Raw genomic sequence first — 25269 nt, 5'->3', positions numbered from 1 at the left:
GAGCCCATGGCTACTCGGATTCTTCTCGCTCCCGGATTCTGGCTCGGTGCATGGGCGTGGGACAAGGTCGCACCCGACCTGCGGCGGCGTGGCAACGAGGTAGTGGCGCTCACGCTGCCGGGTCTGGACGAGGCCGACCCGGACCGGTTGTCGGCCACCCTGGAATCCCAGGCGCAAGCCATCGTCGACGCGGTGCCCGAGGGCGAGACCGTCGTGCTCGTCGCGCACTCCGGCGGGGCGGCGCCCGCCTATCTCGCCATCGACCGCGCGCCCGAGTTGTTCCGCCGGGCGATCTACGTCGACAGCGCGCCGCTGCCGAACGGTTTCGTCATCAACTCCGCGCTCGACGTCGCCGTGCGCGAATGGATTCTGCCGGAATGGCCGGAACTGGAGGCCGCGGGCAACAGCCTGGCGGGCCTGGACGAGGCCGCCCTGGCGCGCTTTCGCGAGCGTGCCGTGTCGGAGCCCACGTCCGTCGCGGCCGCCCCGCTGCGGTTGAGCGATTCGGACGCCCGCCTGTCGGTCCCGACCACCGTGATCTGCAGCAGCATGACCGCCGACGTGGTCGAGAAGCTGCGCGACAACGGTGAGACTCCCCTCTTCGCCGAACTCGCACGCATCGACGCCGAGTACGTCGACCTGCCCACGGGGCATTGGCCGATGTGGTCCAAGCCGAAGGAACTCACCGAACTGATCCACACCATCGCCAACCGCTGAACGAAGACCGGCGCGGCCCGGTGTACCCGGACCGCGCCGCTTCGCGACACGGGTCAGCCGACCGCGGCGGCCTTCTTCGCAGTGCGCTTTGTGGCCTTGGCCGCGGTCTTCTTCGCCGGAGCCTTCTTCGCGGCGCTCTGCGGCGCGGGCGGCTGGTCCAGCACTTCCTTGAGGAACTGGCCGGTGTAGCTGTGCGCGACGCCCGCGACCTCCTCCGGCGTGCCCTCCGCCACCACGGTGCCGCCGCCGGAGCCGCCCTCCGGACCCATGTCGATCACCCAGTCGGAGGTCTTGATGACGTCCAGGTTGTGCTCGATGACGATCACCGTGTTGCCCTTGTCCACCAGGCCGTTGATGACGCTGAGCAGCTTGCGGATGTCCTCGAAGTGCAGGCCCGTGGTCGGCTCGTCGAGGATGTACACCGTGCGGCCGGTGGACCGCTTCTGCAACTCGGCGGCGAGCTTCACCCGCTGGGCCTCGCCACCGGAGAGGGTCGGAGCGCTCTGCCCGAGGCGCACGTAGCCGAGCCCCACGTCCACCAGGGTCTTGAGGTAGCGGTGGATCGAGGTGACCGGTTCGAAGAACTCGGCGGCCTCCTCGATGGACATGTCCAGCACCTCGGCGATGGTCTTGCCCTTGTAGTGCACCTCGAGGGTCTCCCGGTTGTAGCGGGCCCCGTGGCACACCTCGCAGGGGACGTAGACGTCCGGCAGGAAGTTCATCTCGATCTTCAACGTGCCGTCACCGGAGCAGGCCTCACAGCGACCGCCCTTGACGTTGAACGAGAACCGGCCGGGCTGGTAGCCGCGCACCTTCGCCTCGGTGGTGGCCGCGAACAGCGTGCGGATCTTGTCGAAGACGCCGGTGTAGGTGGCCGGGTTGGACCGCGGCGTCCGGCCGATCGGCGACTGGTCCACCTGCACCAGTTTGTCCAAGTGGTCGAGCCCGTTGACCCGGGTGTGCCTGCCCGGCACCTGTCGCGCGCCGTTGAGCCGGTTCGCCAGCACCGTCGCGAGGATGTCGTTCACCAACGTCGACTTGCCCGACCCGGAGACACCGGTCACCGAGGTGAGCACGCCGAGCGGGAACGCGACATCGATGCCCTTGAGATTGTGCTCGCTGGCCCCGACGACGGTGAGCTGCCGCTTCTTGGTGACCGGGCGGCGCACCATCGGCACCTCGATGCGCTCCCGGCCCGACAGATACGCCCCCGTGAGCGAGTTCGGATCGGTGAGCAACTCCTCGTAGGGCCCACTGTGCACCACCGTGCCGCCGTGCTCGCCGGCGAACGGGCCGATGTCGACCACCCAGTCCGAGGCGCGGATGGTGTCCTCGTCGTGCTCGACCACGATCAGCGTGTTGCCCAGATTGCGCAGGCGCGTGAGGGTTTCGATGAGCCTGCGGTTGTCCCGCTGGTGCAGGCCGATGGACGGCTCGTCGAGCACGTACAGCACACCGACCAGGCCGGAGCCGATCTGGGTGGCGAGCCGGATCCGCTGCGCCTCACCGCCGGAGAGGGTGGCCGCCGCGCGGGACAGCGTGAGGTACTCCAAGCCGACATCGAGCAGGAAGCCCAGCCGCGCCTGCACCTCCTTCAGCACCTGCCCGGCGATCGCCGCCTCGCGCTCGCCCAGGGTGAGCGAATTCAGGAAGGCCGAGCACTCGCCGATGGACAGGTCGCTGACGTCGGCGATGGACTTCTTGTCGCCGTTCGCGGCGATGGTGACGGCGAGGATCTCCGGGCGCAGCCTGGCGCCGTTGCACACCGGGCACGGGATGTCGCGCATGTACCCGTCGTAGTGCTCTTTCATCTGCTCGGACTCGGTGTTCTCCATGCGCCGCTGCAGGAACGGCATCACGCCCTCGAAGTCCGCGTAGTACGAGCGCTTGCGGCCGTAGCGGTTGGTGTAGGAGACGTGCACCTGGTCGGCGCTGCCCTCCAGCACGGCCTTGCGCGCCTTCGGCGGCAGATCCTGCCACGGGGTGTCCATGGAGAAGCCGATGGAATCGGCGAGGCCGGACAGCAGCCTGGTGAAGTACTCGGCGGTCTGGCCGCGCGACCACGGCGCGATGGCGCCCTCGTTCAGGCTCAGCGCCGGATCGGGCACCACCAGTTCCGGGTCGACCTCCTTGCGGATGCCGAGGCCGGTGCAGTCCGGGCAGGCGCCGTAGGGCGAGTTGAACGAGAACGAGCGCGGCTCCAGGTCCTCGATGTCGAGCGGATGGCCGTTCGGGCAGGCGAGACGCTCGGAGAAGCGGCGCTCCCGGTCGTGCGCGTGCTCGTCACGATCGACGAAGTCGAGCACCACGATGCCGTCGGCCAGGCGCAGCGCGGTCTCGATCGAATCGGTCAGGCGCTGCTTGGAACCCGGCTTGACCGCGAGCCGGTCGACGACGACCTCGACGTCGTGCTTCTCCTGCTTCTTCAGCTTCGGCGGATCGGTGAGCGGATACACCACGCCGTCCACCCGCACACGGGAGTAACCCTGGGTGTTGAGCTGGTCGAACAGATCGACGAACTCGCCCTTGCGTGTACGCACCACCGGCGCGAGCACCTGGAATCGGATGCCCTCCTCCATCGCAAGCACCTGATCGACGATCTGCTGCGGCGTCTGCTTGGCGATCAGCTCGCCGCAGACGGGGCAGTGCGGAGTGCCCGCTCGCGCGTAGAGCAGCCGCAGGTAGTCGTAGACCTCGGTGATGGTGCCGACGGTCGAGCGCGGATTGCGGTTGGTCGACTTCTGGTCGATGGACACCGCGGGCGAGAGACCTTCGATGAAGTCGACGTCGGGCTTGTCCATCTGACCGAGGAACTGCCGCGCGTACGCCGACAGCGACTCGACGTAGCGCCGCTGCCCCTCCGCGAAGATCGTGTCGAAGGCCAGGCTCGACTTGCCGGAGCCGGACAGGCCGGTGAACACGATGAGGCTGTCGCGGGGCAGGTCGAGATCGACACCCTTGAGGTTGTGCTCCCGAGCTCCGCGCACAGTGAGGCGTTCCGCCACAGGCCGTCCCTTCTCCTTCGTGTTCGGCGTCCAGACATACCCCCGGCCGCCATGCTAGGCATGGGCACCGACAAGTTTCGCGGACCGCCCGTCACCTGGACGAATGGCGGGACCCCGGCGGCCGGACATTACGGATGAGCCGGGAAACAGGCCAGGACGCCTCCGTAGCATCGCCCTCCCGGCACCACTGGTCAACAGCGCGACGTGATTCGGCATTCCCGCTGGTCGCCGCCGTTGCCGCGGGCAGGCCCCGATTCAGCGGGCAATGGTCGGCCGACGGGGCCGGACGCGACCCCCGGCGAATGCGCGGCGCGTGAGAGTCACTCCGGAGGTGTGACGGAAAACATCGAGCGTCCGCAGTGATCGAACGGCGCGACCGGCCCGAAGCAGCACGTCACCGATGCCTCCTACGGCGCCGCCGATGACCGGTCAGCACTCCGCACAACCGCCCCCGCGCGCACCGGCCCACGACTAAACTGAGCGCGCTGTGCGCACCCCACGCCTACCTCACTCCGCCATGACGGTCACCACTCAGCGCCTCCCGTCAACGGTGCTCGACACCCTGCGCGCCCTGCTGCAGACCGCCACCCGCCTGGTCGCGGCCCGCTACGGCGCGCTCGGCATCCGCGGACACGACGACCGACTGGGCGATTTCATCTTCCACGGCGTCGATGACGCGATGCCCGCCCACATCGGGCGCTCGCCCGAGGGACACGGCGTACCGGGGTTGCTGCTGGCGCACCCGCACCCGATCCGGCTGGCCGATCTGTCGGAACATCCGGCCGCCGTCGGGTTTCCGCCCGACCATCCGCCGATGGGCAGCTTCCTCGGCGTCCCGGTGCGGGTCGGCGAGGAGATCTTCGGCAATCTCTACCTCACCGAAAAGGCAGGGGGACAGCCGTTCACCGAGGACGACGAGGCCATCGTGCTCGCCATGGCCGCCGCGGCCGGCATCGCCATCGAGAACGCCAGACTGTACGAATCCGCGCGGACCAGGCAAGCGTGGATCGAGGCGACGCGCGACATCGCGACCGAGTTCCTCGCGGGCACGGCGCCGGACCTGGTGCTCGCGCAGGTGGTGGCGCGCGCCCGCGCGCTGACCGGTTCGCAACAGGCGCTGCTGGCCGTGGTGGCGCCCGGGACACCGCCCGACGAGGCCACCGAACTCGTTGTGACACAGTGGTTCGGCCCGGGACCGGGGCCCGAGCGGGTGCGCATAGCGGACACCGCCACCGGCACGGCGTTCACCCGGCGCGCGCCGGTGCAGGTGCCCGACGCCGGGCCGGTCGATCTCGGCGCCGCGGTGGGCGCGGCGGGGCCCGCGCTGGTGCTCCCGCTACAGACCGCGGATCTGGTGCTGGGCGTACTGATCGTGGTGCGGCCGCCCGGGTGTCCGCCGTACCCCGGCGAACTGGTCGAACTGACCGCCGCGTTCACCGATCAGGCGGCGCTGGCCATGCAACTGGCCGAGACCCAGCGCAAGATGCGCGAACTCGACGTACTCGCCGACCGCGACCGAATCGCGCGCGACCTGCACGACCATGTGGTCCAGCGCCTGTTCGCGGTCGGGCTCGGGTTGCGGGCCACCGCGGCCCGCACCACGGATCCCCAGGTACGGCAACGCCTTTCGGTGGAGATGGACGGCCTGCAGGAGGTCGTGCAGGAGATCCGCACGTCGATCTTCGACCTGCACGGCGGCGACCCGCTGCGCAGGCGGCTGGAGGACGCGATCCGCCAGCAGACCGCCGACACCGCGTTCCGGACCAGCGTGCGGTTCTCGGGCCCGCTGTCGGTGGTAGGCGACGCGCTCGCCGATCACGTGGAAGCCGTGGTGCGCGAATCGGTCAGCAACGCGGTGCGCCATTCCGGCGGGAACCGGCTCGCCGTCGAGATCACCGTCGGCGACGAGCTGACCGTGCTCGTCGAGGACAACGGCGCGGGGATGCCCGCGCAGGTGTCATCGAGCGGACTGGCCAATCTCGCGCAGCGCGCGAGCATGTCCGAGGGCCGCTGCACGGTGCAGCGGACCGAGAGCGGCGGCACCAGGGTGCACTGGTCCGCGCCGCTGGCCTGACGGTCAGGCGGGTACCACGATCGCCAGGTCGCCGTCGTGGCGGCGATACAGCAGCCCGCCTCGCCCATTGCCAGGGTCGGTACAGAACAGGAACGGTAATCCCTTGCGGCACAAGACATTCGCGGCCTCGGCCGGATCCAGGCAGACGGCGGGATCCGCGTCGACCACGATCGGCGGGGCGCCGCCCGCCGTTTCCGTCGACCGGATCGGCGGGCAGGTCGCCCGCTGGCGGATGAGTCGCACGCCCGCCTCCGCCCAATGCACCACCGCGTCCTCACCGGTCTCGGCGTCGACGAACAGGTGGGCGTCGTAGTCCATGGCGTCCAGCACCGCGACCGCCTCGGCAGGCGTGCAGGTGGACAGGACGCATCGCTTGCTGCGGACGATCGGACGCGGCGCACCGGCGCCGGCCAGCGGAGGGCGGGCCGGATCGGGCCAGGTCCGCGTCTGTCCCGCGGCCAGGCGGGCCAATCTGCGGTCGAGCCGCTCGGCGGCGAAGGTCACCGCGAAGCCGCGCGGCCCGGTGACCTGGACCCGGGTGACCGCATCCCGGTGGTGGACGTCGACCTGCACCACCGTCGGCGCCTCCGGATCGGGCGGCGCGCCGAGCCGCACCCGGGCGGGCACGTCGAGATGATGTCGGCGCAGGACCCGGGTGATCGCGCGCACCGCCCGCGTCACGTCCGTGGCGGACACCTCCCCGCGCGTGGTCACGACCACCTCCGGCCCCGCAGCCGTCGCCCACTGGTCCGACGCGAATCGCAGCCCCGATGCCACCATCTGCATTGCCCCGCTTCCAGATCGGTTCGTTCCATCCATGCCAGCACCGCCGGTGCGGCCACGAACAGGGCCGAAAGTCCCGACCGGGCGAAAAAGATTGGCGCAGGGCGGGTTCAGGCGCACCCGAGCGGGTCGGCCCGAACGTTCCCGCCGTACATCACGCAGGGGCCGCGATCACACGGCGCCGAGCACCACGGCCGAGTTGTTGCCACCCATTCCGAGGGAGAGCTTCACGGTGATGCCACCCTCGAAGGGCGCGGGGCCGTCCAGCAGCCGTGGATGCGCGGGCGCGACGATCGGGGCCGCGGGCACGATGCCCCGTTCGTAGCCGAGCGCGGCGGCCGCGACCTCGACGGCGGCCGACGCGCCCTGGCAGTGTCCCGCCAGCGGCTTGAGCGCGTAGATGTGCGGGCGGTCGGCGAACAGGTGCTCGAGCAGATGGTGTTCGGCCGCGTCGCACTGCCGGGTTCCGGTGCCGTGCGCGTTGAAATAACGCACGTCGGCGGCGGTGACGTCCGCGGCGGCGAGCGCGCGGCGAGCGCAGTCGAGGATCTGCTCGTGCGTCGGGTCGACCGAGACCACGTGATAGGCATCGTTGGACATGGCGCCGCCGAGCACGGCGGCGTAGGGCCGATCCACCGAACGGGTCAGCACGAACGCCACCGAGGCCTCGCCCATGCTGAACCCGCGGCTGCCCTCCTGGAAGGGCCTGCACGCGTCCAGCGGTTCCGCGTCGGTGACCGCGGCGCCGAGCCGCACGAAACTGTCCAGCATGTCCGGGGTGGCGGACAGGTCGGTCGCCACGAAGAGCACGTCGTCGGCCATGCCCGCGTCCAGCCAGAGCTTCGCGGTGACGAGCGCGACGTTGGCGGAACTGCACGCGGCGGAGACGTTCATCGCCGGGCCGTGGAAACCGAATTCCTCCATCAGCATCGACACCGGCGTGGACGGCAACAGCCGCAGGTAGTCCCTCGACCGGCGGCGGCCTCCGTCGACGAGGTAGAAGTCGCGCCAGTTCACCACATCGCCGAGCACGATGGCGTGCAGCAGGCCGACGGTGCGGCCGGGCCGCCAGCCCCGGTCGCGGGCGTCGGCGACGGCCTCCCGCGCCGCCTCGTGCACGGCCCGTCCGTACCTGCTCGTGCTGATCTCGGGGTCCCCGCCGTCGGGGACCAGCGCGACCCAGGCGTCGTCATCGCGGCCGGGCCCGTAGCCCGGTTGCAGGGTCGCCGCCGACTTGCCGCTGAGCAAGCCGTCCCATAGCTGTTCACGTCCCCATCCGTACCCGGTGATCGCGCCGATCCCGGCGATGGTCATATGGTCTCGAGGCCGCTGCGGATCGGTGCGGAACCGCGTAGCGGTGTTCGGGTCGGCACCCGGCATGTATCGCTCCTTCACCGGATCCCTGGGCGGGCCGAACCGTCTGCCCCGCCTCCACGCAGAAACCGGTATCTGCCATGATCGCCGGATCCGGCCCGAGAACGTGCCAGTACTGTGATCGAAGCAATAGCGTGGAGGATGTGATCTTGTCCACGTCGATACCAGAATAATCCCGTGTTCCAATGGCCATAATGGGGTCGATGATCGGGGGTTCGAGTGGGTGACGAGAAGCTGGCCGCCGCGGTCGACGCCGCCGAACAGCTGGCTGCGCGCTACCGCTCTCTGGTCGAGCACACCCCGGACGGAATCTGCGTACACGAGCGCGGCCGGGTCGTCTACGTCAACCCGGCCACCGTCCGGCTGCTCGCCGCGGACGACGCCGAGGAGATCATCGGCCGTCCGCTGACCGACTTCGTCCACCCCGCCTCCGTCCCGGCGATGCTCGACCGGATCAGCACCCTCACCACCGCCGGCGCCGCCTCGATCCCCACCGAGATGACCTTGATGCGGGTGGACGGCGGCACCGTCCCGGTGGAGACGGTGTCGGTGCTCACCGCCTGGCACGACCACCTCGCCTACCAGGTGGTCATCCACGACCTCACCGCCCAGCGCCACGCCGAGGCCGCGCAGCGCAAGGCCGAGCACTACTTCACCACGGTCGTGTCCCAGTTGGAGGAAGGCGTCGTGGTGATCGATCCGGAGGGCCGGATCGAGTCGATGAATCCGGCGGCCAAGCGCATCTTCGGTACCGAGGGGCCCGACGGCATGGTCATCGGGCGCACCATCCAGTCGCTGCCGCTGGTGCTGCTGGACGCCAACGCGCAGCCGCTGCCGCCGAGCCGCCATCCGGTGGCGCGCACGCTGGCCACGGGCGAGACCATCACCGGCTACATCTTCGGCGTCGATCGGGTGGACGGCCAGCGGCGCTGGCTGTCGGGCAGCAGCCGCCTGCTCAATCCGGGCGACCCGCGCTCGTCGGCGGTGTCCTCCTTCGCCGACATCACCGAATTCCGCGCCAGCAGAAGGCAATTGGAGTACCAGGCCACGCACGACTCGCTCACCGGGCTGGCCAACCGCTCGCTGATCCTGTCCCAGCTGGCCGCCGCGCTGGCCAGTACCGACGAACTGCTGCCGGTCTCCACCGTGCTGTTCATCGACCTGGACGGGTTCAAGGCGATCAACGACACGCTCGGGCACGCCATCGGCGACACGGTGCTGCAGATCGTCGCCCAGCGCTTGCAGCGCGCGCTGCGCGGCGACGACATCGTCGGCAGGCTCGGCGGCGACGAGTTCCTGGTCCTGCTGTCGGGCCGCACCCGCCGCGTCGACATCGATGCGCTGGTGAGCAGACTGCGCTCCACCATGGCCGAGCCGATCATCGCGCGCGGGCACCGGATCGAGGTGAACGCCTCGATCGGCGTCACCGAACTCGGAGTCGGCGACCGGCGCAGCCCGGAGGCGGTGCTGCACGACGCGGACCTGGCGATGTACCGCGCCAAGCCGGCGGGGCGGCGGGAAGGCACCGTCACCAAAGGCCGCAGGCCCAACAGCACCCACGCGTCCTGACGGGTTCGCCATGATCATCGAACACGCCCTGCTGCCGGTTCGCCCCGAACTCGCCGCCGATTTCGAAGCCGCCTTCGCCGTGGCACGGCCGATCATCGAAAGCATGCCCGGCTTCCGGTCGCTGTCGCTGTCGCGCGGTGTCGAGTCGCCGGGCAGCTACCTGCTGCGGGTGGAATGGGACCGGCTGGAGGACCACGTCGCCGGATTCCGCGGCTCGCCGCAGTACCAGCGCTGGAAGGACCTGCTACACCACTTCTACGACCCGTTCCCGGTGGTCGAGCACTTCACGCCGGTGCAGCTCACACCGCCCGCCGACGTTGCCTCCGCCCCGGCGCCGGTGGCAGGACCTGCGGTTACGGCGAGTCCGTCGCAACCCCAGTAGACTCGACAACTCTGCTTTCCGTGCGTGCACCCGCCCGATCCCGGCGGCGCGCTCGCGCCTGTTCGCGGTGACAAGGAGTTCAGTTTGCCCGACCTCACTCAGGACCGTGCCGCCCACGACGGCGCCCCCGAGCGGACCCGCGAAACCGATCAGGAGCAGGCCTACCTGTCGGTGCTGTACCAGCGGCTCGACGAGATGCGCGACTACGCGCGCAACCGGCTGCGCACCGTGCTGCTGGAGACCGGCGGCACCCCGCAGGCCCGCAGCGAACGGGAGTCGTTCACCCAGCTCTACTCCGAGGACCTGGCGAAATACGATGCCGCCGAGCACGGCCTGTGCTTCGGCCGCATCGACCTCGACGGTGAACAGGACGAATACCGCTACATCGGCAGGCTGGGCATCCTCGATGAGAAGGACGACTACGAGAGCCTGCTGCTGGACTGGCGGGCCCCGCTGGCGCGGCCGTTCTACCTGGCCACCACCGCGGCGCCGGACGGCGTGACCCGGCGCAGGCACATCCGCTCGCGCAACCGCAAGGTGACCGCGATCAACGACGAGTACCTCGATCTGGAGGCCGCGCGCCGGGCGGGCGTCACCGACGCCGACGGCGGCGTCGGCAGCGAGAGCGCGCTGCTGTCCGCGCTCAACGCCGCGCGCACCGGTCACATGAACGACATCGTCGAGACCATCCAGCACGAGCAGGACGCGATCATCCGCTCCGAGCACAAGAGCGTGCTCGTGGTGCAGGGCGGCCCCGGCACCGGCAAGACCGCCGTCGCGCTGCATCGGGCGGCGTATCTGCTCTACACCTACCGCCAGCAGCTGGCCAAGAGCGGCGTGCTGATCATCGGGCCGAACGCCACCTTCCTCGACTACATCGGACAGGTGCTGCCGTCGCTCGGCGAGACCGGCGTGCTGCTGTCCACCATCGGCGATCTGTACCCCGGCGTCCGAGCCGCCCGCGAGGACTCGTTGCGCGCGGGCGAGATCAAGGGATCGCTGACGATACTCGAGGTGCTCAAGCAGGCGGTGCGCGATCGTCAGGAGGTGCCCGCCGAACCGATCCGGCTGAGCTTCGACGGCTATCCGGTCACGCTGGATCGCAAGATCGCCACCAAGGCCCGAGGACGCGCCCGCTCCTCGCGCCGCCCGCACAACCTCGCCCGTCCGATCTTCGCCGCCTCGGTGATCGATGCGCTGACCGATCAACTCGCCGCGACCATGGGCGCCGACCTCTCCGGTGGCCCCAGTCTGCTCAGCTCGGCCGATCTCACCGAGATCCGCGACGAGATGCGCGCCGACCCGCAGATCCAGACCGCGATCGCGAAACTGTGGCCGATCCTGTCCCCGCAGGAGGTCCTGGCCGACCTGCTCGCCGACCCGAAGCGGCTGGACCGGGCCGCGAGCTCGCTGGACCCGGCCGACCGCGCCGAATTGCTCCGGCCGGACGACGGGCGATTCAGCCCCGCCGACGCGCCGCTGCTGGACGAACTGGCCGAACTGCTCGGGGTGGACGATGCCGAGGAACGCGAACGCGCCCGCCGCCGCTGGCGCGCCCAGATCGCCGAAGCGCAGGACGCTCTGGACATCCTCACCGGCTCCGCGCCCCAGGATCTGGAAGACGACCTCGATCCGGAGATCCTGATGGCCTACGACCTGATCGACGCGAGCCAGCTGGCCGAGCGCCAGGACTTCCGCACTCGTCAGACGACCGCGGAACGGGCCGCGGGCGACCGCACCTGGACCTACGGCCACGTGATCGTGGACGAGGCGCAGGAGCTGTCGGAGATGGCCTGGCGCATGGTGATGCGACGCATCCCGAACCGGTGGGTCACCGTGGTCGGCGACGTCGCGCAGACCGGCGACCCGGCGGGCACCTCCTCGTGGCAGCGGATGCTGGAGCCCTATGTCGCGGCCCGGTGGAAGCTGACCGAGCTCACCGTCAACTACCGCACCCCCGCGGAGATCATGGACGTGGCCGCCGACGTCCTCGCCGCCATCGATCCGACGGCGACCGCGCCGCGCTCGGTCCGCGAGACCGGCGTGGCGCCGCGCGCGTACCGGGTCGCGCCGGGCGATGTGCGTGCGGAGGTGGCGCGGCTGGTAGCGGCCGAGACGGGGCCGGGCACCACGGCGGTGATCGCGCCGCAGGCGCTGGCGCCACGGCTGGCCGACCTCGCGGGGGACGCGGTGCGGGTGCTGACCGTGCACGAGGTGAAGGGATTGGAGTTCGACGCGGTCTACCTGGTGGAACCGCAGGACATCCTGGCCGAATCGCCGCGCGGACTCAACGATCTGTACGTCGCGCTCACCCGCGCCACCCAGCGGCTCGGCGTCGTGCACAGCGCGGACCTGCCCGGCGTGCTCGACCGGCTGCGCTGATCGCGGGCCGTTCGAAACGACGAAAGGCCCCGTACCGCACCGCGATTCGCGATGGCACGGGGCCTTTCGGCAGAACCGGACTCAGCGCACGGTGTGCACGATCAGAACGTCGGAGCGAGACTTGCGCGCCACGTCGGAGGGCACCGAGCCGAGCAGCCGTCCGGCCAGGGTGTTCAGGCCGCGGTTACCGACGACAAGCAGGTCCGCGTCGACCTCCTTGACCAGCGACAGCAGCGATTCCACCGGCTCGCCGACGATGGCGCGCTCGACGATGTCGGCAGCACCCGCCGCGATCGCCTTGTCCCGGGCGATGCGCAGAATCTCGGTGGTCGGCGCGGAACCGCGTACCTGGTAGGCCTCCTCCTTGAGCACGTCGGCCGCGGCGGCGACATCGCGGTCGTCGGTCGGGTAGTACGCGCAGGCCACGACCAGGGTCGCGCCGGAAACGCCGGCCAGGGCCCCTGCCTTCTCGACGGCGACATACGACGAGTCCGAGCCATCGGTACCGACGACAATGGTCCGGTAGGCGGTCATTTCTCCTCCAACTATGCGGTGTGTCGGGTGCTGCGCACGGGTTCGCCCCGGTTCGACGGAGCGCCGGCGCGGCGACTGGGGTCGACCATAGCCGCAAACAGTGTGGAAAATTCAGAAATCGCAAGACATCACACTCGGGGCTGTTCGGCCATTCCCGCCGCGGATTCGCCAGGGAATGCCGGAAGGGCCGGAACCACCAGGGCGGATTCAATTTCGCAGAACTAAACCTGTGATATGCCACAACCGCTTCGAAGGGCTTTGCGGCCCTGGGATATTGATCACAGAGCCAGGTCGGTCACAGGAAGATCGGCCCGCCGCGCACGTGCGACACGCACCCGGAACGGACCGATCAAGCTGGGACCACTGTGCGGCTAGGGCCACTGCCGATAGTTTGCCCAGAATATGCCGAGAATCGCCCCGATGATGTCCATGGCTTCGCCTTCCTGCCGAGAAAAGGACGCGCAATATTAGCGCGCGGGGCGGGGACTAGAGGTCGAAAAGAGGCCCGGTGATGGTCAATCCGAGTTCGTCGACATGCGCGAAGAACGCGAACAGCATCAGGGCGGCGCCCGCCAAGGCGACGTCCTTGTTGAAATGGATCATCTCGCCCTGCCTGGTCTGCGGATCGGACTCCTGCCAGAACCGGTGCATCACGGCCGCCGTCGGCAGCAGCGCGACGACCAGCAGCAGCGACCCGAGATCGGCCCAGATACCCAACAGCACACCGAGACCGCCCAGAAGAAACAGCGCGCCCGAGCCGAGCACGGCGGCCTTCCCCATCGGGACGCCCTTGCTCCGCGCATACCCCGCCATCGCCTCGGTCTGGGTGAAATGCCCGAGGGCGGAAGTCAGGAAAAGCAGCGCGAACAGCACCCGTCCGATCAACACCACGACGTCCATGTCCAACTCCTCGTCGGCTGTCCGGCAACTAAGTCCTCGTCGGGATGACCTTGGCGGTGACCTCGTTGCGGAGGCGTAGGGAATTCTTGGCGTATTCCCCAGGTGCCATACCCACTTCCGCGGTGAACTCACGCGAGAAGTGCGCCTGGTCGAAATAGCCCAGTTCCGCGGCCAACGCCGCGAGATCTTCGGTACGGCCTTTCGCGAGCAGATCGGCGCCGTCCTGCAATCGGTAGCGCCGCAGCACCCATTTCGGCCCGGCGCCGACGTAGCGGCGGAACATGCGCTGCAGCGTGCGGGCGGGTACATCGAACCGTTCCGCGATCTGATCGACCCTGGTGAGCTCCTGATCGGTGGCCATGGCGTCGACGATGCGCAGCACCAACCGATAGGTCGGGTCCTCGACCGCGGGATGGTCCGCGAGGTATTCCTCGACGACGCGGCGGCGGCGCTCGACAGTCGGCGCCTCCAGCACACGTTCGGTCAGGCTCGTGGCGTCGGGCAGCACGTCCGCCAGCGGTACCGCGCGATCGCGGAACGAGCCGACATCCAGACCGGTGAACGCGCCGAACCCGCCCGCACGGAAGCGGATGCCGAACGTCTCCCCGAGCCCGCTCAGTTCGCGAATGAATTTCGTGGTGGTCACACCGTTGACGAATCCTCCGGTGCGCGTCTCGGACCGCTCGAAGGTGACGTTCACGCTCGGATAGGACAGGACCTCCGCCCGGTACGGCGGTCTGCCGCGCAGATCCCAGCCCACCGCCCAATACCACTCGACGTAGCGGTCGACCGCGGGACTCGGCGGCAAGCGGACCAGAGAGCGATGTTTCGCCTGCTCGTCCGGATGCAGGATGCCTTTGGTGTCCGCGGGCGCAAGGGGATTGCGGGGCCGTGGCGGCCCCGCGGCGGATGATTCGGCGCTACTCGGCACGGTGTCGCTTTCTTACAAGACCCCTGTGCCCGGACCGGCGAAAGTAGTGGTCATGACGAACACAGTGAATCCCATCGCCGACGGCTACCACTCGATCACCTGTTTCCTCGCGGTCGGTGACGGCAACAAAGCGATCGATTTCTACACCGCCGTTTTCGAGGCCGAGGTGATCACTCGCAACGACCTGCCCGACGGGCAGCCCGCGCACGCCGAACTGAAGATCGGCGACTCGACCCTGCAAATGGGGCTGCCCATCCCGGACAACGGCGTGCTGGCTCCGAACGGGGAGTGGGTGCACACCTCGATCGTGCACTACTGCCCCGATGTCGACGCCGTGGTCCGGCGCGCCGTCGAACACGGCGCCCGCAAGGTCGAGGAGCCGCAGACCTTCGTGACCGGCGACCGGTTCGGCGTGGTGATCGATCCCTTCGGCCACCGCTGGGTGGTGCTCACCAAGGTCGAGGACGTCTCGCGCGAAGAGGCCGAGCGCCGGGTGAACGAATGGATGGCCACCCAGGCCTGACGGCTCGGCCGCCTCCGCGGTCGTTCCCGGAACGGCCCGCGGAGGCGGCGCCGCTGCGCCCCGGATCAACTCAACCCGGCGGCGTCCATGCCGCGCAGTTCCTTCTTCAGATCCGCGATCTCGTCGCGCAACCGTCCGGCGAGTTCGAACTGCAACTCTCGTGCCGCGTTCATCATCTGTGCGGTGAGTTCTTTGACGAGGTCGGCGAGTTCGGCGCGCGGCATCGACTTGACGTCGCGGCCCTCGTACACGCCCGCGCTCACCGCCCGTCCGGGCTCGCCTTGCGCGCGCCTGCCCCGGCTGGCGTTGCGTCCGGAGCCGCCGACCTCCACCTCGGTCTCGTCGGCCTCGCGGTACACCTGGTCGAGGATGTCGGCGATCTTCTTGCGCAGCGGCTTCGGATCGATGCCCATTTCCTCGTTGTAGGCGATCTGTTTCGCGCGGCGGCGCTCGGTCTCGTCGATGGCGAACTGCATCGAATCGGTGATCTTGTCCGCGTACATGTGCACTTCGCCGGAGACGTTGCGCGCCGCGCGGCCGATCGTCTGGATCAGCGCGGTGGTGCTGCGGAGGAATCCTTCCTTGTCCGCGTCGAGGATCGCCACCAGCGACACCTCGGGTAGGTCGAGACCCTCGCGCAGCAGGTTGATGCCGACCAGCACGTCGTATTCGCCGAGCCGCAGCTGCCGCAGCAGCTCGACGCGGCGCAAGGTGTCGATCTCGGAGTGCAGGTAGCGCACCCGGACCCCGAGCCCGAGCAGGTAGTCGGTGAGGTCCTCGGCCATCTTCTTCGTGAGCGTGGTGACCAGGACCCGCTCGTCGCGCTCGGTGCGCTGCCTGATCTCGTGGATCAGATCGTCGATCTGCCCCTTCGTCGGCTTCACCACCACCTTCGGATCGACCAGGCCGGTCGGCCGGATGACCTGCTCGACCACCTCGCCGCCGGTCTGCCCGAGCTCGTAGGGCCCCGGTGTGGCCGACAGATAGACCGTCTGCCCGATCCGCTCGGCGAATTCCTCCCAGGTCAGCGGCCGGTTGTCCACCGCCGACGGCAACCGGAAGCCGTACTCCACCAGGTTGCGCTTGCGGGACATGTCGCCCTCGTACATCCCGCCGATCTGCGGGACGGTGTTGTGCGACTCGTCGATGACGAGCAGGAAGTCCTCGGGGAAGTAGTCCAGCAGCGTCGCGGGCGCCGAACCGGCCGGGCGGCCGTCGATGTGGCGGGAGTAGTTCTCGATGCCGGAGCAGAAGCCGACCTGACGGATCATCTCCAGGTCGTACTGGGTGCGCATGCGCAGCCGTTGCGCCTCGAGCAGCTTGCCCTGGCGTTCCAGCTCGGCGAGCCGCTCCTCCAGCTCGGCCTCGATGTCGTGCACCGCGCGCTCCATCCGCTCCGGCCCCGCCACGTAGTGGGTGGCGGGGAAGATCCGCAGCATGTCCACCTGGCGGACCACGTCGCCGGTGAGCGGGTGCAGGTAGTACAGCGCCTCGATCTCGTCACCGAAGAACTCGATGCGCACGGCGAGTTCCTCGTAGGAAGGGATGATCTCCACGGTGTCGCCGCGCACCCGGAACGAGCCGCGGGTGAACGCCATGTCGTTGCGGGTGTACTGCACGTCGACCAGCAGCCGCAGCAGCGCGTCCCGATCGATCTCGGTGCCGACCTGCAGCTGCACCGACCGGTCGAGATACGACTGCGGCGTGCCGAGGCCGTAGATGCACGACACCGAGGCGACCACCACCACGTCGCGCCGGGACAGCAGGCTGGAGGTCGCCGAATGACGGAGCCGCTCGACGTCGTCGTTGATCGAGCTGTCCTTCTCGATGTAGGTGTCGGTCTGCGCGATGTACGCCTCGGGTTGGTAATAGTCGTAGTAGGAGACGAAGTACTCGACGGCGTTGTTCGGCAGCATCTCGCGCAGTTCGTTGGCCAGCTGGGCGGCGAGCGTCTTGTTCGGCGCCATCACCAGCGTCGGCCGCTGCAACCGCTCGATCAGCCAGGCCGTGGTGGCCGACTTGCCCGTACCGGTGGCGCCGAGCAGCACCACGTCGCGCTCCCCCGCTTTGATCCTGCGCTCCAGCTCGGCGATCGCGGCGGGCTGGTCGCCCGCGGGCTGGTGCTCGCTGACCACCTCGAACCGGCCGCCGACGCGCTCGATCTCGCCGACCGGGCGGAACTCCGAGTGCGCGAGCGGCTGCTCGGCGGCCCGGTCCTCGAAGCCCTCCGCCGGAATCTCGGTTGCGAATGCCATGCTCACCAGCGTAGGCCCACCCACCGACAGGTTCGCGTGGACGACGAGCGGTCACGAGCCGGTCGATACCCTACCCTCTTCGCGCTGTGAAACCGGTCACAGCACGACGGGTCGCCGACCGGCTGCCGCGGAGCGCCACGAGCCCGCGCCCCGGCACGTGATCGAGCCACCCCGTCGGCCATCGTGAACAAAGAAGACAAGCGACACCGCGCGGTGGGGTATACCGAAAGCAAACGCTTCCAAACACTTTCGGCGACACAGCGCGAGCGCACCCCTATCGCCCTCGGCGCCACGGAGTCCGGCGCTTCGAGCGCGTCCTCACAGCCGGTCCGCGCCCGCTCGGCGCAAACGGTTACATGTCCGAAATGTCCGTTGCTGCAACAGGTTTCGTGTCGGAGAACACCTTATCGCGAGCCGCGCGAGCGCCCCGCCCCAGGTGTAACCTGATCTGGTTGTTCGGACGTGAAGGACAAGAGCCATGAGCGGTCTGATTCCATTGCTCGTCGCCGTGCCGGCCGTGACCGGCCTCGCCGGGTACGTCGCCAGAGACATCCGCGCGGTGGTTCCCTCCGTCGCAGGCGCCGCCACGGCCGCCCCACCGGGGCCGATCCCCGCGGTCAGACCGGCGCCGCATCGGCCGCGAGTGGAGTTCTTCAATCTGGCCGAACTCAGCAACACCGACGCCAAGGGCTTCGTCCGCCCAGTCGACCGCTTCCACGTCGAGCCGTGGGGCCTCTACATGGCGCGCCGAGTCGGCGGAGCGGATTCGCACTACCTCGAATCCTGGTTGCTGCCGGGCCTGTCGTTGCGCGCGACCCTGGCGCGGACCAACCCGGCGCACCACCGGGAACCGGTCTACCGCCTCGACGTCGGCGAGTTCACCCGGGTCGGCCAGAAGCGCTGGAAGGCGGTGGACCAGTACTTGTCCATCGCCGTGCGCCGCGGCGGCACCGCCGAACTGCTCGGCGTCGACGAGCTGCTCGCCGCACACGCCGCGGGACTGGTCGACACGGCGCAGGCGCACCGGGCGTTCGAGCGGGCCACGGCCGTACTGGACGGGCTGGCCGCGCACGATCACCGCGTGGAGAGCTGGCTTGCCACCCACGGCATCACCCTCACCTGGATGTAGCCCGCCGATTACTGTCTCCGGCTCGACGCATCGGGAACGGCGGTAGATTCTTGATGCATGACGCAGGCACCCATCGTCGACGTGCACCGGCCCAAGGTCGAGTACTTCAACCTCGCGGATCTGACGAACACGGATCCGAAAGGCTTCGTGCGCCCGGTCGAGAAGTACCACGTCGAGCCGTGGGGCCTGTACATGGCGCGCACCTCGGATCACCCGCAGTTCCGCTACATCGAGTCCTGGTTGCTGCCGAAGCTGCACCTGCGCGCCACCATCTTCCACTACCTGCCCGCGCATCGGCGCGACCAGGACTACTACCTCGACATCGGTGATTTCACGCCGGTCGCGCCGAAGAAGTGGAAGTCCGTCGATCACTACCTCGACATCGTCGTGCGCTCCGCGCGCGAGACCCAGCTGCTCGACGTCGACGAGCTGATCGCCGCACACGCCGCGGGCCTGATCAGCCTCGCCGACGCCGAGGCGGCCGTGCAGCACGCCACGGCCGCCATCGACGGCATCGCCGCCAACGGCCACACCTTCGAGGGGTGGCTGGAGACCATGGACATCACGTTGACCTGGCTGTAGTCCGGCGGCTGCGCGCACCCGGCCCGATCAGCGCACTTGGACTACCTGCACCGCATCGCTAGGACGCCGACGAATCGCGCCAGGCGAGCGCCCGTGGGTACGCGGCGTCGAACCACGGCTCCTTGACATCGAGATAGGCCGCGGTCGCCTCCGCGCCCGTCAGCCCCGCCGCTTTGGCCTCACCCTCGCGCTTGACGGCGAGATACTCCGCGCGAGCCCCGGCGTCCGCGCGCAGCCAGTCCCGCAGCAGCAGCGCGTACTGCTGCCCGGGCGAGCCCTCCGCGCGCACGTGCACGTTGGCCAACCGGCCCGGGTCGGCGCTCTGGTGAAAGCGCTTGCTCCACAGCGCGGTGTCCGCACCGGCGGGGTCCTGCGGTGTCGGCTTGGGATTGTCCTGGGTGACCTCCGGGCGCACCGGGAACCCCGCGGCGGCGATGGCATCGCGCAGGCCGTCGGCGGCGGTCAGGTCGGCGACCGTGATCTGGAGATCGATCACGTCCTTGGCGGGCAGCCCCGGCACGGAGGTGGAGCCGACATGGTCGATCCGGGATGCGGCGCTGCCGCAGGCCACCCACAGCCGGGCGATCAGCCGCTGCGCCTGCGCGGGCCACGCGGGGTCGGCGGGCACGAGCCGGATGTCAGCGCGGCGGGCGGGCGTGCCCGCACGCAGGTTGCGCTCGAAGGGCACCAGGCGCTCCGCCCACAGCTCACGCACCTGCGCTTCGACCTCACCCGGCGCGCCACGATTGTCCAGCAACACATCGGCAACGGCTCGGCGCTGGTCGTCGGTGGCCTGTGCCGAAATACGCGCACGCGCATCGGCTTCGGCGACACCGCGGAATTCCACCAAACGGCGAATTCGCGTTTCGGCGTCGACGTCGACAATGAGTACGAGATTCATCAAAGGCGCCAGGCCGTTTTCCACCAGCAGCGGAATATCCTGCACCACAATGGCGTCCACGGGCGCCGCCGCGATCAATTCCGCGGTGCGTTTTCCGACGAGCGGGTGGGTGATCGAATTCAGTTTCGCGCGCGCCGCGTCGTCGCCGAAGGCCTTGGCCGCCAGAGCGGGCCGGTCGAGGCTGCCGTCCGCGGCGAGGATGTCGGCGCCGAATGCCTCCACCAGCGCGGCCAGCCCTTCGGTGCCCGGCTCGACCACTTCCCTGGCGACGAGGTCGGAATCGATGACCACCGCGCCGAGATCGGCCAAGGTCCGGGCCACCGTCGACTTCCCCGCTCCCATGCCTCCGGTGAGGCCGATTCGTAACATTCGACCAGTCTCGCATCCGGGGCGCACTCGGGCGTGCGCTGCCCCGCGCGCGCCTCCGGCCGACCCGCACCGGATGACGAGCGATCCGGCCGATTACCCGATGCGGTCGCGTATTCCACCACCCGGGAAGCCATTTGCCCGTTCCGTGACAGCGCCGAGACCGATTCGCAACAATTCCGGATGTTTACCGTTCGGGCGCGGCGACTTTCCGACACGCCGAGGCAATTACTCGGGCAAAATACTCTGCCGCGCAGTTTCGTTCCGCTAATCTTCGCCGTGGCGATCCAGGCCGACACCAGCGAAGCAAAGGAACACCATTGGGCACCAGAATCAACCGGGCGGGTCGCCACCGCCTGGGCATGGCGGGACGAGTGCACTGCATTCAGATCCCCGCTGTCGCGGCGGCGCTCGCCGAGCACCGCCGCTCTTGGTTCACCGCGTTCATCAGTCCCGCGCGGCACAGTTTCGCTGCCATGCGGAACCGTCCGGCCGCACCCGCGGTCCGGTGGGTACCTGCTACCGCAAGCTGAACCCGAGCTCGAAGTGGCCCAGCCTCTCGCCAAGGCTGGGCCACTGTTTTGCGTACCCACAGCCCGTGCGGTTCGCGGTACACGACAGCGCCCGGGCCGAATGTAAGTACAGATGCAAGATCGATCGGGGGCCACGACGGTAGAGCCGCCTCCGACGGAACTCCGCGTCGATCATTCATGAAACAGCGTCGCCGGCGCTGGACACGAAAGCCGGAGCAGAACCACGCCGGCCGGCGGTTCGGCAAATGTGGACGAGTCGATTCGGCGCGAGCACGCCGACGGCCCGCACCACGGCATACCCCACTCCCTCGGTTTCCGTTTCATGGCGATCGCCGGAACACGAGGAAGACAGCGCCGAAACCCTTTGATCCATCGCGCCTGTCCCACCCTATCCATCACACGACGCCGAAAAAGCATGGACGACAGGCCCATCGCTCTTTGCCACGGTAGGGAATCGCAGGTCGTCAGCGGCCCGACATTTCGGATTCGCGATGTGGCGCACTCCTGGCTAACTATCCGAGCGAGTCAGCCCGACGTCACGCGTCGCAGCAACCCGTACAGTTGCCTGCGCTCCGGTTCGTCCAGCACGGCCAGCGCGGGCACGTTGTCGAACACCTCTCGATCGAGCGTTCTCCGGAGCTCTTCTCCCCGTTCGGTGAGAGTGAGCAGGCGCGCGCGGCGATCGGCGGGGTGGATCTCCTTGCGCACCAAGCCCAGCGCCTCCAAACGGTCCACCATGCTCGCGGTGTTCGACAGGTCGGCCCCCAACTGACGGGAGAGATCTTTCGGCGTCATGGGCGTCGCCAATCGGCCGAGGGCTTTGGCCTGCGCCGGAGTCACGCCCACACGCGCCGTTGCGGCGGCGAAATGCGCACGCACCAGCCCGACCGCACGCTGCAGCACGTCGACCAACTCCGCCATGCTCGGCGCCTCTTGCGGTTCGCTCACCGGCACAGCCTACCTACCGCACACTAATTAGTGGTTGACCACCATCAGTTCGGATGTCACGATAGCCATGAAATAGTGGTACACCACCAGTAAGGAATCATGACTACTTCGACAATCGCGGCGCGGCCCGGCCTGAGGTCCGGCTACCTGGCATTGACGTTGCTGTGCTCGGTGCAGATGATGCTGAATCTCGACGACACCGTGGTCAACGTCGCCCTGCCCACCATTCAGCGCTCGCTGCACATGTCCGAGAGCGACCTGACCTGGGTCGTCAACGCCTATCTCCTACTGTTCGGGGGATTCCTGATCCTGGGTGGCCGGTGCGCCGACCTGTTCGGCGGCAAGCGGGTCTTCCTGGTCGGCGTCACTGTGTTCGCGGTCGCCTCACTGGCCACCGGCCTCGCACAGAACGGCTTGATGGTTGTGGCCAGCCGCGCGGGTCAGGGCATCGGCGGCGCCCTCGCCAGCCCGGCCGCGCTGAGCATCGTCGCGGGATTGTTCACCGATCCACGAGCGCGCAGTCGCGCCTTGGGCATCTGGGCCGGCCTCGGCGGCTTGGCAGCGACACTCGGCGTGGTGCTTTCCGGCGTCATCACTCAGTACGCGAGCTGGCGCTGGTGCTTCTTCATCAATGTGCCGGTGGCGCTGATCGCCCTGGTCGCGATCCCGCGGCTGGTCGCGACGGGATCTCCGGGCGGGGCCGGGCGAGCGCGCATCGACGGGCTCGGCGCAGCCCTGATCACCGCGGCGGTCGCGGCATGCAACCTCGGGCTCGTCGACAGCGGCCGAGTCTCGTTCACCACGACGGTGTTACGGCTGGCTGCCGGACTCGCGCTGCTGGTCGCATTCGTGGTACGCGAACAGCGCCACCGCTCTCCACTGATTCCCTTGTCGTTCTTCCACGATCGCGATCGGGCGGTGGCCAACGCGGCCAACGTCCTGTTCTGCTCGGCGATCCTGTCGATGTTGTTCTTCCTCACCCTTCACCTGCAGCAGGTCATGCACTACAGCCCGGCCCGAACGGGAGCGGCCTGGCTGCCGTTCTGCGCCGTGGTGATCGCGGGCTTCGCGACCTCGGCGGCCCTCACGCCGCGCTCGGGGGTCCGCTGGGTGCTGACCACCGCGATGGTCGCCTGCGGCTTCGGCATGCTCGCGTTGTCCCGCTTGTCACCCACTGGCGGGTATCGAGAATTGTTGCCGGGCATGCTGGCCGCCGGGTTCGGAATGGGCCTGGCCTTCGTGTCGATCACCATCGCCGCGGTCGGTGAAACCCATGAGGACATCACCGGATTGGCCTCCGGACTGGTGACGACGACGCAACAGCTCGGCGGCGCGTTCGGGCTGGGCGTGCTCAGCACCATCGCCATCCGCCGGAGCACCGCGCTGCTCGAGTCCGGAATGTCCACCGAATTCGCCTTCACCCAGGGATTCCGGCTCGCATTCGAAGTCAGCTCCGCGATTCTCGCGGTGGCGGCGATCCTTGCGGCGGTCGGCATCACCGCGAAAGCCGGCACCTCTGCGGCACCGGCTCGCTGAAAGTCATGGACCGGCTTCGGCGAGACACCTCATCGGATACCTCGCCGAAGCCGCACCAGCCGGACCGCCGGTCACGCAGTCGTACCCGCGTGCATCTGCCGGGGCGGATTGGGCAGCCCGAGTGCGGTATTGAGCCGGTAGGCCCCACCCAGGCCGTGGAAGATCGCCATGCTCAACCCACCGATGCCGATGCTCACCGCACCGGCCCAAGGATGACTCGCCAAGTCGGCCCAGTACACGAGCAGCGCCGTCAGCAGCAGTCCGAGAAATCCGGCCACGGAGTTGCGTACAGGCGCGTTACCCGTGACATTCGGGAACTCCTCCCCCATCATCCCTTTCACGAAATGCGGAACGGCGTTCACTCCCAGGATCCCGGCGCCGAGGGCCAGGGCGACAGTGGACCACATCGCTACCACCTCACTTTCCAATTCGGTCAACAGATGTAGACCGAAAGCTACCCCCGCGCAGTCATTGAGTCAACGGATGTAGACTGAATTCATGGATCCCGCCTCCACCCGAGCCCAGCAGCGCCGAAACACCGAGGAACGGATCCTGACGGCGGCGGGCCGGTTGTTCGCGGAGATCGGCTACGACCGAACGACCATCCGTGCCGTCGCGACGGAGGCGGACACCGATCCCAGCCTGGTGATGCGCTATTTCGGGTCGAAAGAGAATCTGTTCGCGCGCGTCGCGGTCTTCGCCGACGACCACCCGATCACCGGGACGCCGGAGCAGGTGGCCGAACTCCTGCTCGACGCACTCGCCATCAAACTCGCGGACCAGCCGGTCAACACCCTGGCGGCGATCCGCTCGATGCTCACCCACCCGGACGCCGCCGACGAGGTACGCGCGGCCATGACCGCCCGCCAGCGGGAAGCGGCCGGACAACTCGGCGACGACGAGGCGGACCTGCGCGCCGGATTACTGGGAGCCCTCACCATCGGCGTGGTGATCGGCCGCCATCTGCTCGAACTCGAGGGCCTGCGCGACGCGCCGCCGCAGCGCATCATCGCACTGCTGAGAAACGCCTTTCACGACATCGCCCACCGCCCCGCCGAGCCCGGCCCCCTCGGGGGGACACCCTCGGCGCGCCATGCCGGCCATTCCGGCTCGCCGCCGCCCGACCCGACCGGCTAGAAGCCGAGGGAACGAACCAGATCGCGCATCTCGGCGCGGAACAGTTTCCCCGGATCGTGAGACTGTGGACGCAGGTGCCCGTACACCTCGAGCGCGATCGGTCCGTGCATCCGGCCCCACAGACGCAGAGCGAGCGCGAGCGCATCGGGGGGCAGGTCCGGGAAATCGGACCGGACATGGTCGACCAGGCTCGCGTCGAAGTCGGACCACGCACAGTCCGCCGCGGACTGGGTGGCCGCGGCCCGCGGCCACGCGGCGGCCGCGAGACCGACCAAACCGGTGCAGGCGCGCAATTCGGCCGCGGCGGCGGGTCCGCCCGGCGGCGGGCGATAGCCGGGCACGGGATCGCCGTAGATCAGCCGGAATTCGGCGGGCCGCTCGATCGCCCACGCCCGCACGGCCTCGGCCCAGGCCATGATGCGCCCGGCCGGATCCGCCGCCGCAACGGCGTCGCGCGCCGCTTCCAGCCGATCGACCAAGGCGGTGTAGACGTCCGAGATGAGGGTGGAGATCAGGTCGTCGCGGGTGGCGAAGTAGCCGTAGATCGCGCCCGCCGTCATGCCCATCTCCCGCGCGATGGCGCGCAACGAGATCGCGTCCGGGCCGCCCTCGGCGAGCAGCCGCATCGCGATCGTCTTGATGTCCTCGAGCGTCTGCGCGCGCAGGCGCTCCCGGCGACTCCTCACGATCTCGGCCACGGTTGACACC

20 protein-coding genes and 1 pseudogene are annotated in these 25269 nt (G+C 68.9%); 10 read left to right on the top strand and 11 right to left on the bottom strand.

Annotated elements, in window-relative coordinates; translation table 11 throughout:
- Positions 1-6: 6 nt before the first annotated feature.
- On the top strand, positions 7-717 hold the full coding sequence (locus ON21_RS09870; protein WP_039797318.1) for an alpha/beta fold hydrolase: 711 nt from the start codon (positions 7-9) through the stop codon (positions 715-717).
- Between the two features lie 53 nt (positions 718-770).
- On the opposite strand, the gene uvrA is transcribed toward ON21_RS09870, so the two are convergent.
- Positions 771-3722 carry an excinuclease ABC subunit UvrA gene (uvrA, locus tag ON21_RS09865; protein ID WP_039797317.1) on the bottom strand — a complete coding sequence of 984 codons (2952 nt, stop codon included), beginning with the start codon at positions 3720-3722 and terminating at the stop codon, positions 771-773.
- Positions 3723-4239: 517 nt separating this feature from the next.
- Between uvrA and ON21_RS09860 the strand changes: the two genes are divergently transcribed.
- On the top strand, positions 4240-5796 hold the full coding sequence (locus ON21_RS09860; protein WP_083880512.1) for a sensor histidine kinase: 1557 nt from the start codon (positions 4240-4242) through the stop codon (positions 5794-5796).
- 3 nt (positions 5797-5799) lie between these two features.
- Here ON21_RS09860 and ON21_RS09855 read toward each other — a convergent pair whose 3' ends face one another.
- The gene (locus ON21_RS09855; protein ID WP_245562525.1) at positions 5800-6510 is read right to left on the bottom strand and encodes a sigma 54 modulation/S30EA ribosomal C-terminal domain-containing protein; all 711 of its coding nucleotides are present in this window, start codon (positions 6508-6510) and stop codon (positions 5800-5802) included.
- A gap of 240 nt (positions 6511-6750) precedes the next feature.
- Positions 6751-7893, bottom strand: a complete 1143-nt coding sequence (locus ON21_RS09850; RefSeq protein ID WP_039797316.1) for a beta-ketoacyl synthase N-terminal-like domain-containing protein — start codon at positions 7891-7893, stop codon at positions 6751-6753.
- Positions 7894-8172: 279 nt separating this feature from the next.
- On the opposite strand from ON21_RS09850, the gene ON21_RS09845 reads away from it, so the two are divergent.
- The 3 genes and pseudogenes from ON21_RS09845 to ON21_RS09835 all read left to right on the top strand — a co-directional run bounded on the left by ON21_RS09845 (position 8173) and on the right by ON21_RS09835 (position 12286).
- Complete coding sequence (locus tag ON21_RS09845) at positions 8173-9522, top strand: diguanylate cyclase domain-containing protein (protein WP_039797315.1); 1350 nt, start codon at positions 8173-8175, stop codon at positions 9520-9522.
- 10 nt (positions 9523-9532) lie between these two features.
- Positions 9533-9820: pseudogene (locus ON21_RS09840) on the top strand (antibiotic biosynthesis monooxygenase family protein); the annotation flags it as partial.
- A gap of 168 nt (positions 9821-9988) precedes the next feature.
- A complete protein-coding gene (locus ON21_RS09835; protein WP_039797388.1) occupies positions 9989-12286 on the top strand; it encodes a HelD family protein in 2298 nt (765 codons plus the stop codon).
- Positions 12287-12367: 81 nt separating this feature from the next.
- Here ON21_RS09835 and ON21_RS09830 read toward each other — a convergent pair whose 3' ends face one another.
- The 3 genes from ON21_RS09830 to ON21_RS09820 all read right to left on the bottom strand — a co-directional run bounded on the left by ON21_RS09830 (position 12368) and on the right by ON21_RS09820 (position 14651).
- Positions 12368-12820, bottom strand: a complete 453-nt coding sequence (locus ON21_RS09830) for a universal stress protein (protein WP_039797314.1) — start codon at positions 12818-12820, stop codon at positions 12368-12370.
- Positions 12821-13306: 486 nt separating this feature from the next.
- A complete protein-coding gene (locus ON21_RS09825; protein ID WP_039797313.1) occupies positions 13307-13720 on the bottom strand; it encodes a DoxX family membrane protein in 414 nt (137 codons plus the stop codon).
- A 28-nt stretch (positions 13721-13748) separates the two neighbouring features.
- Positions 13749-14651, bottom strand: coding sequence for a helix-turn-helix domain-containing protein (locus ON21_RS09820; RefSeq protein WP_083880511.1), 903 nt, complete (start codon positions 14649-14651; stop codon positions 13749-13751).
- 52 nt (positions 14652-14703) lie between these two features.
- On the opposite strand from ON21_RS09820, the gene ON21_RS09815 reads away from it, so the two are divergent.
- Positions 14704-15174: a VOC family protein gene (locus ON21_RS09815; protein WP_039797312.1), complete on the top strand. Its 471-nt coding sequence runs from the start codon at positions 14704-14706 to the stop codon at positions 15172-15174.
- A 65-nt stretch (positions 15175-15239) separates the two neighbouring features.
- Here the strand turns inward: ON21_RS09815 and uvrB are convergent, their stop codons facing one another.
- On the bottom strand, positions 15240-17429 hold the full coding sequence (gene uvrB / locus ON21_RS09810) for an excinuclease ABC subunit UvrB (protein WP_039797311.1): 2190 nt from the start codon (positions 17427-17429) through the stop codon (positions 15240-15242).
- A gap of 478 nt (positions 17430-17907) precedes the next feature.
- Between uvrB and ON21_RS09805 the strand changes: the two genes are divergently transcribed.
- Together ON21_RS09805 and ON21_RS09800 are read left to right on the top strand one after the other, a co-directional pair.
- Positions 17908-18558, top strand: coding sequence for a ribonuclease FAU-1 family protein (locus ON21_RS09805; RefSeq protein WP_083880510.1), 651 nt, complete (start codon positions 17908-17910; stop codon positions 18556-18558).
- Positions 18559-18615: 57 nt separating this feature from the next.
- On the top strand, positions 18616-19140 hold the full coding sequence (locus ON21_RS09800; protein ID WP_039797310.1) for a ribonuclease FAU-1 family protein: 525 nt from the start codon (positions 18616-18618) through the stop codon (positions 19138-19140).
- A 58-nt stretch (positions 19141-19198) separates the two neighbouring features.
- On the opposite strand, the gene coaE is transcribed toward ON21_RS09800, so the two are convergent.
- Together coaE and ON21_RS09790 are read right to left on the bottom strand one after the other, a co-directional pair.
- A complete protein-coding gene (gene coaE, locus ON21_RS09795; RefSeq protein ID WP_039797309.1) occupies positions 19199-20410 on the bottom strand; it encodes a dephospho-CoA kinase in 1212 nt (403 codons plus the stop codon).
- A gap of 1055 nt (positions 20411-21465) precedes the next feature.
- Complete coding sequence (locus ON21_RS09790; protein WP_157170774.1) at positions 21466-21888, bottom strand: MarR family winged helix-turn-helix transcriptional regulator; 423 nt, start codon at positions 21886-21888, stop codon at positions 21466-21468.
- Between the two features lie 99 nt (positions 21889-21987).
- Between ON21_RS09790 and ON21_RS09785 the strand changes: the two genes are divergently transcribed.
- Entirely contained in the window at positions 21988-23424 is a 1437-nt protein-coding gene (locus ON21_RS09785) for an MFS transporter (RefSeq protein ID WP_039797305.1), read from the top strand.
- A 71-nt stretch (positions 23425-23495) separates the two neighbouring features.
- On the opposite strand, the gene ON21_RS09780 is transcribed toward ON21_RS09785, so the two are convergent.
- Positions 23496-23831, bottom strand: a complete 336-nt coding sequence (locus tag ON21_RS09780; RefSeq protein ID WP_039797303.1) for a hypothetical protein — start codon at positions 23829-23831, stop codon at positions 23496-23498.
- A gap of 91 nt (positions 23832-23922) precedes the next feature.
- Between ON21_RS09780 and ON21_RS09775 the strand changes: the two genes are divergently transcribed.
- Complete coding sequence (locus ON21_RS09775) at positions 23923-24561, top strand: TetR/AcrR family transcriptional regulator (protein ID WP_051020597.1); 639 nt, start codon at positions 23923-23925, stop codon at positions 24559-24561.
- Here ON21_RS09775 and ON21_RS09770 read toward each other — a convergent pair.
- A complete protein-coding gene (locus ON21_RS09770; protein ID WP_039797301.1) occupies positions 24558-25259 on the bottom strand; it encodes a TetR/AcrR family transcriptional regulator in 702 nt (233 codons plus the stop codon). The genes ON21_RS09775 and ON21_RS09770 overlap by 4 nt on opposite strands.
- Positions 25260-25269: the final 10 nt, after the last annotated feature.

Source organism: Nocardia araoensis NBRC 100135 (assembly GCF_000308435.1).
Lineage (GTDB): Bacteria > Actinomycetota > Actinomycetes > Mycobacteriales > Mycobacteriaceae > Nocardia > Nocardia araoensis.
The sequence above is the reverse complement of the archived record's forward strand: the minus strand, read 5'-3'. Positions and strand labels throughout refer to the sequence as shown.

Bases quoted from the DNA above. Each gene is read 5' to 3' on its own strand.
- ON21_RS09870 (WP_039797318.1), top strand. From the start codon at position 7: ATGGCTACTCGGATTCTTCTCGCTCCCGGATTCTGGCTCGGTGCATGG.
- ON21_RS09860 (WP_083880512.1), top strand. From the start codon at position 4,240: ATGACGGTCACCACTCAGCGCCTCCCGTCAACGGTGCTCGACACCCTG.
- ON21_RS09850 (WP_039797316.1), bottom strand. From the start codon at position 7,893: ATGACCATCGCCGGGATCGGCGCGATCACCGGGTACGGATGGGGACGT.
- ON21_RS09830 (WP_039797314.1), bottom strand. From the start codon at position 12,820: ATGACCGCCTACCGGACCATTGTCGTCGGTACCGATGGCTCGGACTCG.
- ON21_RS09825 (WP_039797313.1), bottom strand. From the start codon at position 13,720: ATGGACGTCGTGGTGTTGATCGGACGGGTGCTGTTCGCGCTGCTTTTC.
- ON21_RS09815 (WP_039797312.1), top strand. From the start codon at position 14,704: ATGACGAACACAGTGAATCCCATCGCCGACGGCTACCACTCGATCACC.
- uvrB (WP_039797311.1), bottom strand. From the start codon at position 17,429: ATGGCATTCGCAACCGAGATTCCGGCGGAGGGCTTCGAGGACCGGGCC.
- ON21_RS09805 (WP_083880510.1), top strand. From the start codon at position 17,908: ATGAGCGGTCTGATTCCATTGCTCGTCGCCGTGCCGGCCGTGACCGGC.
- ON21_RS09800 (WP_039797310.1), top strand. From the start codon at position 18,616: ATGACGCAGGCACCCATCGTCGACGTGCACCGGCCCAAGGTCGAGTAC.
- coaE (WP_039797309.1), bottom strand. From the start codon at position 20,410: ATGTTACGAATCGGCCTCACCGGAGGCATGGGAGCGGGGAAGTCGACG.
- ON21_RS09785 (WP_039797305.1), top strand. From the start codon at position 21,988: ATGACTACTTCGACAATCGCGGCGCGGCCCGGCCTGAGGTCCGGCTAC.
- ON21_RS09780 (WP_039797303.1), bottom strand. From the start codon at position 23,831: ATGTGGTCCACTGTCGCCCTGGCCCTCGGCGCCGGGATCCTGGGAGTG.
- ON21_RS09775 (WP_051020597.1), top strand. From the start codon at position 23,923: ATGGATCCCGCCTCCACCCGAGCCCAGCAGCGCCGAAACACCGAGGAA.